Source organism: Rhizobium sp. Rhizsp42, assembly GCF_047304155.1.
Lineage (GTDB): Bacteria > Pseudomonadota > Alphaproteobacteria > Rhizobiales > Rhizobiaceae > Rhizobium.
In genome coordinates this window covers 1-12,037 of record NZ_JBGLYS010000067.1, presented here as the reverse complement: position 1 = coordinate 12,037, position 12,037 = coordinate 1, and the positions used below count along the sequence as shown (strand labels likewise).

Below are 12,037 nucleotides of genomic sequence, written 5' to 3'. Positions count from 1 at the left end.
GTTGCGGGATTGGGTGGGTTGGGGAGGGGTCTTCACCACACCCACAAACGAAAAATGCCGCGGCACAAAGCACCGCGGCATCTCAAACCATCGATAAATACCAGCTTACGCCAGCTGCGCATCCAGCGTGATCGGCACCGCGGCCAGCGCCTTGGAAACCGGGCAACCGGCCTTGGCCTTGCCGGCGAGTTCGATGAAGGTCTTCTCGTCGCAGTTCGGAACCGTGCCGCGCAGCGTCAGGAGGATGGCGCTGATCGCGAAACCGCCCTCGACGCTCTCGAGCGTCACCTTCGCCGTCGTTTCCATGCTGGTTGCGGTAAAGCCCGCCTCGCCGAGGATCAGCGACAGCGCCATGGTGAAGCAACCGGCATGGGCGGCGCCGATCAGCTCTTCGGGATTGGTGCCCGGGAGACCTTCGAAGCGGCTGGCGAAGCCATAAGGGTAGGATTTGAGCACGCCGCTCTGCGTCGAGATCTGACCCTTGCCGTCCTTGATGCCGCCCGACCACTGTGCGGAACCTGTGCGATTGATCTGCATGCCGTTCTCCTGTTGGACTGAGTGTTCTCCAACGCAGCGACCCGCCGCGTCATCCCGTCAAGAGGCGCGAAAACCCCTTCGCCCGAGCATATAAGTCTCTAATCCAGGAAGGCGACAGTCTTGTAAAATTTGATTGCATCCGTGCTCCGCTGATCAGCGGATCGTGCCCGCGGTCTCCAGCGTGAAGAGCTCCTGCGGCCGCTGCACGCCGCGCAGCGCATAACGTCCGACGCAGGCCAGCGCGCCGCGCTCGGCTTCAGGCACGGCGGCGGCGAAATCGGACGACATCAGCACGTTGAAATCGACGGACCGGCACAGCGAGGCGATGCGGCTGACCTCGTTGACGGCGGGGCCGATGACCGTGAAGTCGAGCCGCTCCTGGCTGCCAATATTGCCGTAGAAGACATCGCCGATATGCAGGCCGATATAGACGTCGGTGGTCGGTCGCTCCTCGAAGGCGCGCTCGTTGTTCAGCGTCACCAATCTCTCGTGCAACACCCGTTCGGCCTTCAGCGCCGCCGAACAGGCATCGGCCGGCGCGTCGGCCTTGAAGATCGCCAGCACCCCATCGCCGATCAGCTTCAGCACATTGCCGCCGGCCTCATGCACCGCCGTGATGACGAGATCGCTGTAGGCGTTCAGCATCGGCAGGATTTCCTCGGGCGAGGCGCTGTCGGAAATCTTCGTGTAGTTCACCAGGTCCGAGAACCACAGCACCGCCGAAATCCGTTCCGACTTGCCGCGGCTGATCTTGCCATCCAGCACCTGGCGCGCCGCATCCTCGCCGAGATAGACCTCGGCGATCGTGCGGGCGATGCGCCCGAGCGCGATGCACTTGATCGCCAGCGCCAGCACCGGCGCCAGCTTGCGCAGCACCATCATGTGATGATCGGAAAACCCTTCCTGATGGCGTGTAGCAAAATGCACGAAGAAGCAATCCATCTCGCCGATCGTGCCGGCCTTGTCGAACTTGCGAACCATCGCGACAAAATCGGTATGGCCCTCGGCCTGCATCGTATCCAGCATGTAGAAATCGGCCGGATCGCCGAACGCCAGCCGCCGGCGAACCTCGTTCTCGGGGCCTGTCCAGAGATGATAGAACGCCGAGCGCTGCCAGTTTTCCAGCGAGTTTCCATCGCCGCCCATCGGGCCATAAGCAAATTCGGGCTCGACATCCTGCTCACTGTCCCAGCGAAAAGCGCGCCCTTCATGCACCGGGTGCAGCGTATCCATCAGCGCCAGGCTGCGATCGAGCGGAAGGCCAAGCCTGCGGCAGGTATCGCAGAAGCCGGTCAGCAACTCGGTTTCAGTCGCGCCATTCAGCCCCTGCTCCGTCAGCCACGTCGCAACCGTACCGATATCACCGTATTCCATGCCATAGTCACCTTGTCTGATACGCAAGCTTTACCGTGATTTGACGACCGAAGGAACGGCAAAGCCGCTAAACATCATGTCGCAGCCGGCATATTGTAAGGTGTGATGATTTCCACTGCCGACAAGGACGTCGGCGCAATACGCCCGGAAACACCGCGGCTCATCACGGCCCGAAACGCCGTGCGCGCATCGGAGCGCAGGTCGTGATGCAGCACGAAGCCGATCTTGCCGGCTTTCAAGAGCGCGCGATTATCGGCATCGAGGTCATGCGCCACGAACGCCCGGATCGGCCGCCCCGCCGCCTCGAAGGCCGCCAGCACCGCGCGATTTCCGCCGCCGATCGAATAGACCGCATCGATCGTCTCGTCGGCCGCAATCGCCCGCGCCGCCAGAATGCCGGTCGCCGCATCCGTTCCATGCCCCTCGCTGATCTCGGTGATACCGATCTCGGGGTATCGCTCGCGGATGACCCGGCGAAAGCCGATCTCGCGCTCCTCCTCGCCCCGAAACCGCCCGCTTGAGAGCGTCACCAGCACCCGCCCGGGCGCGCCGGCAAACCGCTCGCCGATCAGATAGGCGGCGGTTTCGCCCGCTGCCCTGTTATCCGCCCCCGCATAAGCGATCCGCGCCGAATTGGGCAGGTCGGTCACCAGCGTCACCACGGGGATGCCCGCCTCCTCCAGCCGCGACACGGCGGCGTCGATCTCTGGCACATCAGGCGCCTTCAGTACGACCGCCTTGGTGCCGCGCAGCCGTATCCGGTCGAGAAGCTGGACGATCTCCGCCGGCTTCATCACCTCGGCGAAGTGAAAGCGGCAGCGAAACACCGTCGGCAGAAAGGTCGCGACTTCAGCCTCGAAGGCGGCGCGAACCGTCGTGCTGAAGCGCTCCGGCGTTTCCATCACGATATCGATCGCGATCGTCCGCCCGCCTGCCGCCACCTCCGTCTGCTGCTTCTCGAGCTCGGCGATCGCCGCCCGCACCCGCAGCTCCGTCTGCCGCCGCACGCCCGGCCGACCGTTCAGCACCCGGTCCACTGTTGCCGTGCTCAAACCCGCCTGAAAGGCGATATCCTTGACGAGAAAGACATGCGCCATGCCGTGAGGTTCCGATCCAATCTGATGTATTTTTGATGGATTCCTGATCTATCACGACCCTCGCCGCGCCGTATAGTGCCTTCATCAGGAATGGAGGAGCATCTGATGAAAACCGACAATCTGCAGAAGCTGCGCGCCGACCGCGTCTGGCTCACCGAGGATGCCTGCGATCTCGACGACTTCCGGGCGCTGGCCGAAAAGACGACATCGCTCGCCGACTACCCGAACGCCGCCGCGGTCGAGAAGAACGTGCTGATCTACGAAAGCCGCAATGTCAGGGCCGTCATCGCGGATCCTGAAGGCAAGCGCACGCTCTTGGCCGAGATCTGCGAAGCCTTCGCCGAAGGCCCCGGCGTCGTCGTCTTCACCGGCGCCTATGAGGACACCGGCGTCATCGACCGCGCCAGCAAGATCTTCGACGACATCATTACCGAGCAGCATCGTACATCGACGGGCGGCGGCGATCACTTCGCCAAGGCCGGCGCCAACGACCGCATCTGGAACTCGCTCGAAAAGCACTGCCTCGCGGACCCCGACAATTTCGCCGAATACTACGCCAACCCGATCGTGGCGCTGGCAAGCCAGGCATGGCTTGGCCCGAGCTACCAGATGACCGCGCAGGTCAACCGCGTGAATCCCGGTGGCGCCGCCCAATCCGCGCATCGCGATTATCACCTCGGCTTCCAGTCCTCTCAGGTGATCGAGCAGTTTCCGGTCCACGTCCACAGGCTCTCGCCGGTGCTGACGCTGCAGGGCGCGGTCGCCCATTGCGACATGCCGCTCGAAAGCGGACCGACGCTCTTCCTGCCGAACAGCCAGACCTATTTGCCGGGCTATCTCGCCCTCAAGCGCCAGGAATTCCGCGATTATTTCGAGAAGAACCACGTGCAGCTACCGTTGAAGAAAGGCGACGTCGTCTTCTTCAACCCGGCGCTCTTCCATGCCGCCGGCACCAACCGCTCGGCCGATATCAAGCGCGTCGCCAACCTGCTGCAGGTCTCCTCCGCCTTCGGTCGCGCCATGGAAACGGTCGACCGCCAGCGCATGAGCGCCACCCTCTTCCCGGCCCTGAAGCGGCTTTCCGACACGCTCTCGCAATCAGAAATCGCCAATGCGGTCGCCGCCTGCGCCGAGGGCTACTCCTTCCCCACCAATCTCGACCGCGACCCACCGCTCGGCGGTCTCGCGCCGAAGACGCAGGCGCAGCTGATGCACGAAGCACTTGCGGCGGGCTGGAGCGACGAGATGTTCGCCGAGGCACTGGCGAAACAGGCGGAGAAGAAGCTGAGCTAAAGGAAGCACTTCCTACAACAGCAACCACAAAAGGCCTCTCGCGTCGCGAGGGGCCATTCGCGCATCATCAGTCACAGACCATAGGGAGGAACCATATATGAGCACAGACCACAGCCGCCTCGACGGCAAGATCGCCATCGTCACCGGCGGCACGCAGGGCCTCGGCGCCACCATCGCCCGGCTGTTTGCCGAGCGCGGCGCCAAGGGCATCGTCATCTGCGGCCGCAACGCCGACAAGGGCCGCGCGAAGGCCGAGGAGATCTCACGCGCGACCGGCGCCGAGGTGGTCTATGTCCAGGCGGATCTCTCCAAGGTGGAGGATGCCAGCAAGGTCGTGCAGGCCTGCGACAAGGCCTTCGGTCGCGTCGATGCGCTTGTGAACGCCGCCGCCACCACCGATCGCGGCACCATTCTCGACACCAGCCCCGAGCTCTTCGACGCCATGTTTGCGATCAACGTGCGCGCGCCCTTTTTCCTGATCCAGGAAAGCGTGAAAATCATGCGCCGCGAAAAAACCGAGGGCACCATCGTCAATATCGGCTCGATGTCGGCCAAGGCCGGCCAGCCCTTCATCGCCGCCTATTGCGCCTCCAAGGGCGCGCTGGAAACGCTGACCAAGAACACCGCTTATGCGCTGCTGCGCAACCGTATCCGCGTCAACGGATTGAACATCGGCTGGATGGCCTCGGAAGGCGAGGACCGCATCCAGCGCGAATTCCACGGCGCCGCCGCCAACTGGCTGGACGAAGCCGCCGCCGCCCAGCCCTTCGGCCGCCTCGTTGACCCCGCGGAAGTGGCCCGCGCCTGCGCCTATCTCTCATCGTCCGAATCCGGCCTGATGACCGGCTCGATGATCTGCTTCGACCAGTCGATCTGGGGTGCCTACGACGGCTCGCCGCACCCGCAAGCCCCACTCTGAAAAATTGCGAAAGCCAAAAATACGGTAGCCTCGGCCTTTTGCGCGGCCGGGCTCTGGCACGCGGCTTCGTTTACGTTTACGAAGGAGATCAAATCGCTTTGGGAGGAGCAGCCTGTGTCGCAAGATGCGCTTTATGACATCAGAGACGATCGTTTCAATCGCCTGATCGCGGGCAGCGCCAGACTGGAAGAACTCTATTCCGGATGCCGCTGGGCCGAGGGTCCCGTCTGGTTCTCCGATCTCAACTGCCTGCTCTGGAGCGACATCCCCAACGAGCGCATCATGCGCTGGGTGCCCGATGGCGGCGCCTCGGTCTTCCGCTCCCCATCCAACTATGTCAACGGCAACACCCGCGATCGCCAGGGCCGGCTGGTATCCTGCGAACATGGCGGCCGCCGCGTCACCCGCACGGAGCCTGACGGCCGTATCACCGTGCTTGCCGATCGCTACAAGGGCAAGCGGCTGAATTCGCCCAACGACGTCGTCGTTCGCTCCGACGGCTCCATCTGGTTCACCGATCCGAGCTACGGCATCATGTCCGATTATGAAGGCCACAAGGCCGAGCCCGAGCAGGAAACCAGAAACGTCTACCGCATCGATGCCGGAACCGGCGAAATCGAAGCGGTCGCCACCGACTTCATCCAGCCCAACGGCCTCGCCTTCTCGCCGGATGAAAAGCAGCTCTATATCGCCGATTCAGGCTCTTCGAACCACGAGGTGCCCCGCCATATCCGCGTCTTCGACGTCGTCGATGACCGCAAGCTGACCAACAGCCGCTACTTCTGCTCGATCGACAACGGCGTGCCCGATGGCTTCCGTTTCGACGTTGCCGGCAACCTCTGGAGCAGTGCCGCCGACGGCGTTCACTGCTTCGCGCCAGACGGCACCCTTCTCGGCAAGATCAAGGTTCCGCAGACGGTCTCCAACATCACCTTCGGTGGCCAGAAGAAGAACCGCCTGTTCATAACCGCGACGCAATCGGTCTACGCCATTTACACGACGACCAACGGCGCCCAGTACCCGTAAGCCAAAACCGACATTGAACGCGCAGTCGAGACCGCTTGTTGCGCCTCGCTGCGCCTCCGTCCCCCATACCGTTACTGCCGTGAGAAACTGACATGCGTTCCATCGTTCCCTATAACGAATCCTGGGCTTTCCATCAGGGTGCCGGCCAGCATCTGCTGCTCGATTTCGACGGCCGCTTCACCGTGAACCTTCCGCATACGGCGGTCGAACTCCCGTTCAACTATTTCGATGAAGCGAGCTACCAGCGCGCTTTCACCTATCAGAAACTGCTGCGCTGGATGCCGGAATTCGAGGGTCGCGAGGTCTCGCTGGTATTCGACGCCGCCATGGCCGACGCCGTGGTCTATCTGAACGGCGAGGAAATCATCGCCCACAAGGACGGCTATACCCCCTTCGAGGCGCGCCTGACCAACGGCCTGCAACGCGGCGACAACCTGATATCGGTCACCATAGACGGCAGCGAGAACCCCGCCATCCCGCCCTTCGGCGGCGCGATCGATTACCTGACTTACGCCGGCATCTATCGCGAAGTCTGGCTGAAGGTCACCGATCCCGTCTCGATCCAGAACGTCAAGATCGAGACCACGAATGTGCTCGCGGAAGAAAAGTCGGCCTCCGTCCGCGTCCATCTTTCCAACCCTCGCAACTTGCACTTCCTGGGAACGCTGACGGCCTCGCTTGCCGATATCGATGGCAATGTGCTGGCCACCGCATCAGCCGAGACGACCGGCGACGACGCCACGCTTGATTTCAGCGGCCTCACCGGTATCGCGCTTTGGGATATCGACAATCCGGAACTCTACCAGATGACGGTGGAGCTCAAGACCAGCCATGGTTCCGACAGGCTGACGACCAGCTTCGGTTTCCGCACGGCCGAATTCACGCCCGAGGGTTTCCGCCTCAACGGCCGGCCGCTGAAGCTGCGCGGCCTCAACCGCCACCAATCCTTCCCCTATGTCGGCTATGCCGCCGGACGCTCCGCGCAGGAACGCGACGCCGACATCATGAAATCCGTGCTGAAGTGCAACATGGTCCGCACCTCGCACTATCCGCAATCGAAGTGGTTTCTCGATCGCTGCGACAAGATCGGCCTGCTTGTCTTCGAGGAGATCCCCGGCTGGCAGCACATCGGCGACCAGGAATGGCAGCATGAATCGATCCGCAACGTCCGCCGGATGATCGAGCGCGACTGGAACCATCCGTCGATCGTCATCTGGGGCGTGCGCATCAACGAGAGCCAGGACAGCCACCATTTCTACGCCGAGACCAACCGGCTTGCCCGCGAACTCGACCCCACCCGACCGACCGGCGGCGTTCGCTACATCACCGATAGCGAGCTGCTGGAGGACGTCTACACGATGAACGACTTCATCCTCGGCAACGAGGAGCTGCCCGGCACCAACCGCCCGCGCACGCCGCTGCGCCCGCAGCAGGAAAGCACCGGCCTCTCCTACAAGGTGCCCTACATGATCACCGAATTCGGTGGTCACATGTACCCGACCAAGATCTACGACCAGGAAGCGCGCCAGGCCGAACATGTCCGCCGCCACCTGGAAGTGCTGAACGCCGCCTATGGCGATCCCGACATAGCAGGCGCCATCGGCTGGTGCATGTTCGATTACAACACCCACAAGGATTTCGGCTCCGGCGACCGCATCTGCTACCACGGCGTCATGGACATGTTCCGTGAACCGAAATTCGCCGCTTACGCTTATGCCAGCCAGTGCGAACCCTCCGAAGACGTCATCATGAAGCCGGTGACCTTCTGGGCGCGCGGCGAGCGCAATATCGGCGGTGTGCTCCCGCTGATCGTGCTGACGAATTGCGACGAGGTCGAACTGACTTATGGCTCGGTGACCAAGCGCGTCGGTCCCGATTACGAGAACTTCCCGCACCTGCCGCATCCCCCTGTGGTCTTCGACCACCGCCATTTCACCGCCGACGAACTCGGCATCTGGGGCCAGAAATGGATCGACGGCAGCTTCACCGGCTATATCGACGGCGCGCCCGTCGCGCAGTTGACGCTGGTCGCCGATCCGCTGCCGACGACGCTGCAGGTAGTGGCCGACAGCACCCGGCTGAAGGCACGCGAACGCGACACCACCCGCGTCGTTCTGCGCGCGTTGGACCAGCAGGGCCAGCGCCTGCCCTTCCTGAACGAAGTGGTGACGATATCACTCACCGGCCCGGCAAAGATCGTCGGCCCCAGCACCATTCCGCTCCAGGGCGGCACGGCCGGTCTCTGGATCGAGACCACGGGCCTGACCGGCGAGATCACGCTCGAGGCCGCCTGCCCCCGCTTCGGTAAAGTCACGCTGACACTCACCGCCGTGTGACGGCGGCCAAAGCCTGGTCTTCACAGGCCAAGGCTCGATGCGCTCCCTACGGCGCTCAGACTGGAGCGACCGAGCGAACGCTGCCGTTATTGTCGACGATGCAGGAGTATTTCTTACCCCCTGCATCCAGATCGACGGCGAATGTCCCGTCCGGCTGCAGCCGAGAGCCTGTCGGCAGGACTTTGACACCGGCTCCGGCGCTGCTCGTCACTGCATTGGCGCAAAGCAATTGCAGATCGGCCGGCGCCGTCATCAGCGTGGTGCGCGCCATGGCTTCAGGTGGGGGCGGCGCCGGCGTACAGGCCCCCAACGACAACAGTCCGGCCAGGCCCACAAGTGCCCGACCGCCTCGCTTCAATTCCTCTCTCGACATCTGTCCCCTCCAGACGTTGATAAATTCAGCCCCGATCAATCGCCGGCCAATGCCGGCGCTGTCGATCAGATACCCTTGTAGAGCGCGGCCCCCTGCATCAGCACGATGACCTTGGCGCCGATCTGCACCCGAGAATGCAGGTCCGTGACATCGTCATTGTTGAGCCGGATGCACCCCGATGACACGTCGAGCCCGATCGTCCAGGGTTCGGCCGTGCCGTGAATGCGGTAGATCGTGTCCTGGTCGCCGGCGTAGAGATAAAGCGCCCGCGCTCCGAGCGGGTTTTCCGGCCCGCCGGGCATGCCGGCCGCCCATTTGGCGGCATTGGCATCGCGCGCCACCATTTCGGCCGGCGGCGTCCATACCGGCCATTCCGCCGTGCGCCCGACCCGGACGATCCCCGCCCAGCCGAACCCATCGCGGCCGACGCCGATGCCGTAGCGGATCGCCTGTCCGCCCGGCTGCACGAGGTAGAGAAAATGCTGGTTGCCGTCTATGATGATCGTCCCCGGCGGCTCCGCGGTGCGGAAGGTCACGATCTGCCTGCGAAAGGCCTCCGGCGATTGCTTGTTGCGCGCGTAATATTGCCGGGCCTTCTTGCTGTCGTAATCGACCCATGTCCGCGTCTTGGCGTCATAGATCTGCGTCTGCGCCAGCACGATCACGGGCGCAAGCAGTACCGCCGCAGCAGCAAACGGCAGCCCCTTGCGCAAGCGCCGGGTTACCCAGCCGAACGCCGCACCGCATGTCGCCAGAAAAGAAGACCGCGTCCTCATGGCTTCGCCCACCCATCGATCCGCGCCGCATTGCGCTCCACCCATGCCTTGGCATAGCCAAGCGGCGCTTGCCGCTCCACCTCGAGCGCATAGCTCATCGCCGTCGCCTCCTCCGGCGTCAGGTCGACTTTTTCAAGGAAGGCCGCGATCTCCGGGTGCTTGCTGGCAAGCGACGTCGCATAGGCGATGCGGAAGGTCGCCGTATCCCAGCCCGTCGTGGCCGAGGACTTCTTGATCCAGAGCGGATCGGTCGCACTTGCCAACGACCATTTGGCCGCATCGTGCTTTGGTTCTTCAAGCCGGACGATCTTGTGCAGGTCGAAGACGAAATGCGGCGCATAGCATGCAAACACCACCGGCTGGCCGGTCGCGACTGCGGCGTCAATGCCGGCCATCGCCACTTCCTCCTCGGCCTCCACGAGCGTCATCGTCTTGGCGTAACCGTAGCTGTTCGCCCGCACACGCTCGATCCCTGTCGAAGACCAGGTCGGCGCGCCGATCCACATCTCGCCCTTGCCGTCGCCATCCGTATCGAGAAGACTGGTCTTGTCGGGATCGCTGAGATCGGCGATATTAGTGATCCCCTTCTCGGCCGCCGCAGGCGTCGCGCAGATGCCCTGCCATGCCGGAACCGTGTGCTTGGCCAGAACGACCACGCCCTTCTCGGTCACGAATTTCTCGATGACATCGGTGAGATTGGGCTGCCAGACCTCCGGGTGGATGTCGACGCTCCCCTTCTCCAGCCCGGCAAAGGCGTTGAGCGTACCCATCTCCTGGACGAGAGCAGGCTGATTGAACTCTTTCTCGATCGCGACCTTGAGAATAAAGGCCGTCGCCTGGCCAGACGGCCAGTTCGGCATGGCGATCTTGAGGTCATCCGCAAGAACGGGCGTCCCAGCCCCCAATACGGATAATAAAACGACGAACACGCCGCAACCGGCACCATCTCTCACAATGTTCCCCCTCGGCAGACACTGATCGGATCGCATGCTGATATTTCAACGCCAGGATGCAGAAGCGGGCGCAGTTAGTCAAGCGTAGAGTGTTTTAGGAAAGACAGATCAACGCCGCAAGCCAACCGCCCAGGCGCCGACCCGCGACGCCATCGCCGCCATATGATCCGCCGCCGAGAAGCCGGAGAGAGCCTTGCGCGGCTTCAGATCGTGGTCGCCATCCTCAAGCCAGAAAATGTCGATCGCGCGCGAAAGCGCATAGCCCGCGACCTCCTCGCGCGTCCCGAACGCATCCCGCGTCCCCTGACAGATCAGCGTCGGCGTCTCGATTGCGGTGAGATGCGCCGTGCGCAATTGCGCCGGCTTTCCCATCGGATGAAACGGATAGCCCAGGCACAGCAATCCCGCGATATCGCCCGAGCGATAAAGATCATCGGCAACCATGCTGGCAATCCGCCCACCCATCGACTTGCCGCCGATCACAAGCGGACGGCTGGCGTGGAGGTCGCGCACCGCCGCCAGATATTCCGCAATCAACGTCTCCGCCTTCGGCGGCGGTGGACGCCGATCGGACAGCCGTCGCTCGGCCATGTAACCGAACTCGAACCGAGCGACCCGCATTCCAGCCGCAGCCAGAGCCTCGGAAAACCGCTCCATGCCCGCCGAATCCATGGCGCCGCCGGCACCATGCGCGAGAAGGATCGTCACGGGTGCGTTGTCGGGACCGGAAAACAGGAAGGACGTGCTCATGCCGATCTTATTACAGGATAAGTCCGCGAGCCGACAGGGCTCAGGTTTATTGTGTTTTGGGAGATAAGAAGATTGGTTGCGGGGGCAGGATTTGAACCTGCGGCCTTCAGGTTATGAGCCTGACGAGCTACCGGGCTGCTCCACCCCGCGCCAAGTGCAAAACCCTATTGGGTTTTGTTCCTGTAAGGGACGCACCATTATAGATCAGGTGCGTCTAAGTTTCATTCTGTATGTTCGAACCAGCAAAAGCAAAAGGCCGCTTGCGCGGCCCGATGTTTTCGGCTGGGCCGAAGTTTCATGATGAGAAGATTTGTTGTTGCGTTTAGCAGACCTGGCAGCGACCGACTCTCCCGCGTCTTAAGACGAAGTACCATAGGCGCAGGGGCGTTTCACGGCCGTGTTCGGAATGGGAACGGGTGCAGCCGCCCCGCCATAACCACCAGGTCAGCGAAGCGCAACAATTGAGAAGCTGGTGCAGTTTTCACTGCATTTTTAGTCTTGAACACGCCTTGGCGTCATCTGTTTGATGAGCATAAGCAATGAGAACAATTAAGCCGATCGAGCTATTAGTAACGGTAAGCTTCACACATTGCTGCGCTTCCA

11 protein-coding genes, 1 tRNA gene and 1 rRNA gene are annotated in these 12,037 nt (G+C 62.6%); 4 read left to right on the top strand and 9 right to left on the bottom strand.

Features of this window, described 5'->3' with window-relative positions:
- Positions 1–105: 105 nt before the first annotated feature.
- The 3 genes from ACCD05_RS30800 to ACCD05_RS30790 form a co-directional block, all read right to left on the bottom strand.
- Positions 106–537, bottom strand: a complete 432-nt coding sequence (locus tag ACCD05_RS30800; protein ID WP_413397405.1) for an OsmC family protein — start codon at positions 535–537, stop codon at positions 106–108.
- A 153-nt stretch (positions 538–690) separates the two neighbouring features.
- Positions 691–1,911 (bottom strand): adenylate/guanylate cyclase domain-containing protein, encoded by a 1,221-nt coding sequence (locus tag ACCD05_RS30795; RefSeq protein WP_111565268.1) that lies wholly within the window; start codon positions 1,909–1,911, stop codon positions 691–693.
- Positions 1,912–1,985: 74 nt separating this feature from the next.
- The gene (locus ACCD05_RS30790) at positions 1,986–3,008 is read right to left on the bottom strand and encodes a LacI family DNA-binding transcriptional regulator (protein ID WP_413397403.1); all 1,023 of its coding nucleotides are present in this window, start codon (positions 3,006–3,008) and stop codon (positions 1,986–1,988) included.
- 105 nt (positions 3,009–3,113) lie between these two features.
- Between ACCD05_RS30790 and ACCD05_RS30785 the strand changes: the two genes are divergently transcribed.
- From ACCD05_RS30785 to ACCD05_RS30770, 4 genes are all read left to right on the top strand, one after another.
- Positions 3,114–4,301 (top strand): phytanoyl-CoA dioxygenase family protein, encoded by a 1,188-nt coding sequence (locus ACCD05_RS30785; RefSeq protein WP_413397401.1) that lies wholly within the window; start codon positions 3,114–3,116, stop codon positions 4,299–4,301.
- A gap of 97 nt (positions 4,302–4,398) precedes the next feature.
- A complete protein-coding gene (locus ACCD05_RS30780) occupies positions 4,399–5,220 on the top strand; it encodes an SDR family oxidoreductase (RefSeq protein WP_413397399.1) in 822 nt (273 codons plus the stop codon).
- A 114-nt stretch (positions 5,221–5,334) separates the two neighbouring features.
- Positions 5,335–6,246, top strand: a complete 912-nt coding sequence (locus tag ACCD05_RS30775; protein WP_018902461.1) for an SMP-30/gluconolactonase/LRE family protein — start codon at positions 5,335–5,337, stop codon at positions 6,244–6,246.
- A 92-nt stretch (positions 6,247–6,338) separates the two neighbouring features.
- Positions 6,339–8,582 carry a glycoside hydrolase family 2 protein gene (locus ACCD05_RS30770; protein WP_413397397.1) on the top strand — a complete coding sequence of 748 codons (2,244 nt, stop codon included), beginning with the start codon at positions 6,339–6,341 and terminating at the stop codon, positions 8,580–8,582.
- A gap of 55 nt (positions 8,583–8,637) precedes the next feature.
- On the opposite strand, the gene ACCD05_RS30765 is transcribed toward ACCD05_RS30770, so the two are convergent.
- The 6 genes from ACCD05_RS30765 to rrf all read right to left on the bottom strand — a co-directional run bounded on the left by ACCD05_RS30765 (position 8,638) and on the right by rrf (position 11,878).
- On the bottom strand, positions 8,638–8,955 hold the full coding sequence (locus tag ACCD05_RS30765) for a hypothetical protein (protein WP_413397395.1): 318 nt from the start codon (positions 8,953–8,955) through the stop codon (positions 8,638–8,640).
- 65 nt (positions 8,956–9,020) lie between these two features.
- On the bottom strand, positions 9,021–9,731 hold the full coding sequence (locus ACCD05_RS30760; protein WP_413397393.1) for a L,D-transpeptidase: 711 nt from the start codon (positions 9,729–9,731) through the stop codon (positions 9,021–9,023).
- Positions 9,728–10,660 (bottom strand): glycine betaine ABC transporter substrate-binding protein, encoded by a 933-nt coding sequence (locus ACCD05_RS30755; protein ID WP_413397407.1) that lies wholly within the window; start codon positions 10,658–10,660, stop codon positions 9,728–9,730. Before ACCD05_RS30755 ends, ACCD05_RS30760 begins: the two co-directional genes overlap by 4 nt.
- A 132-nt stretch (positions 10,661–10,792) precedes the next feature.
- Entirely contained in the window at positions 10,793–11,434 is a 642-nt protein-coding gene (locus tag ACCD05_RS30750; protein ID WP_413397391.1) for an alpha/beta family hydrolase, read from the bottom strand.
- 73 nt (positions 11,435–11,507) lie between these two features.
- A tRNA-Met gene (locus ACCD05_RS30745) sits at positions 11,508–11,584 on the bottom strand.
- 179 nt (positions 11,585–11,763) lie between these two features.
- Positions 11,764–11,878: ribosomal RNA gene (gene rrf / locus ACCD05_RS30740) — 5S ribosomal RNA — on the bottom strand.
- Between the last annotated feature and the right edge of the window lie 159 nt (positions 11,879–12,037).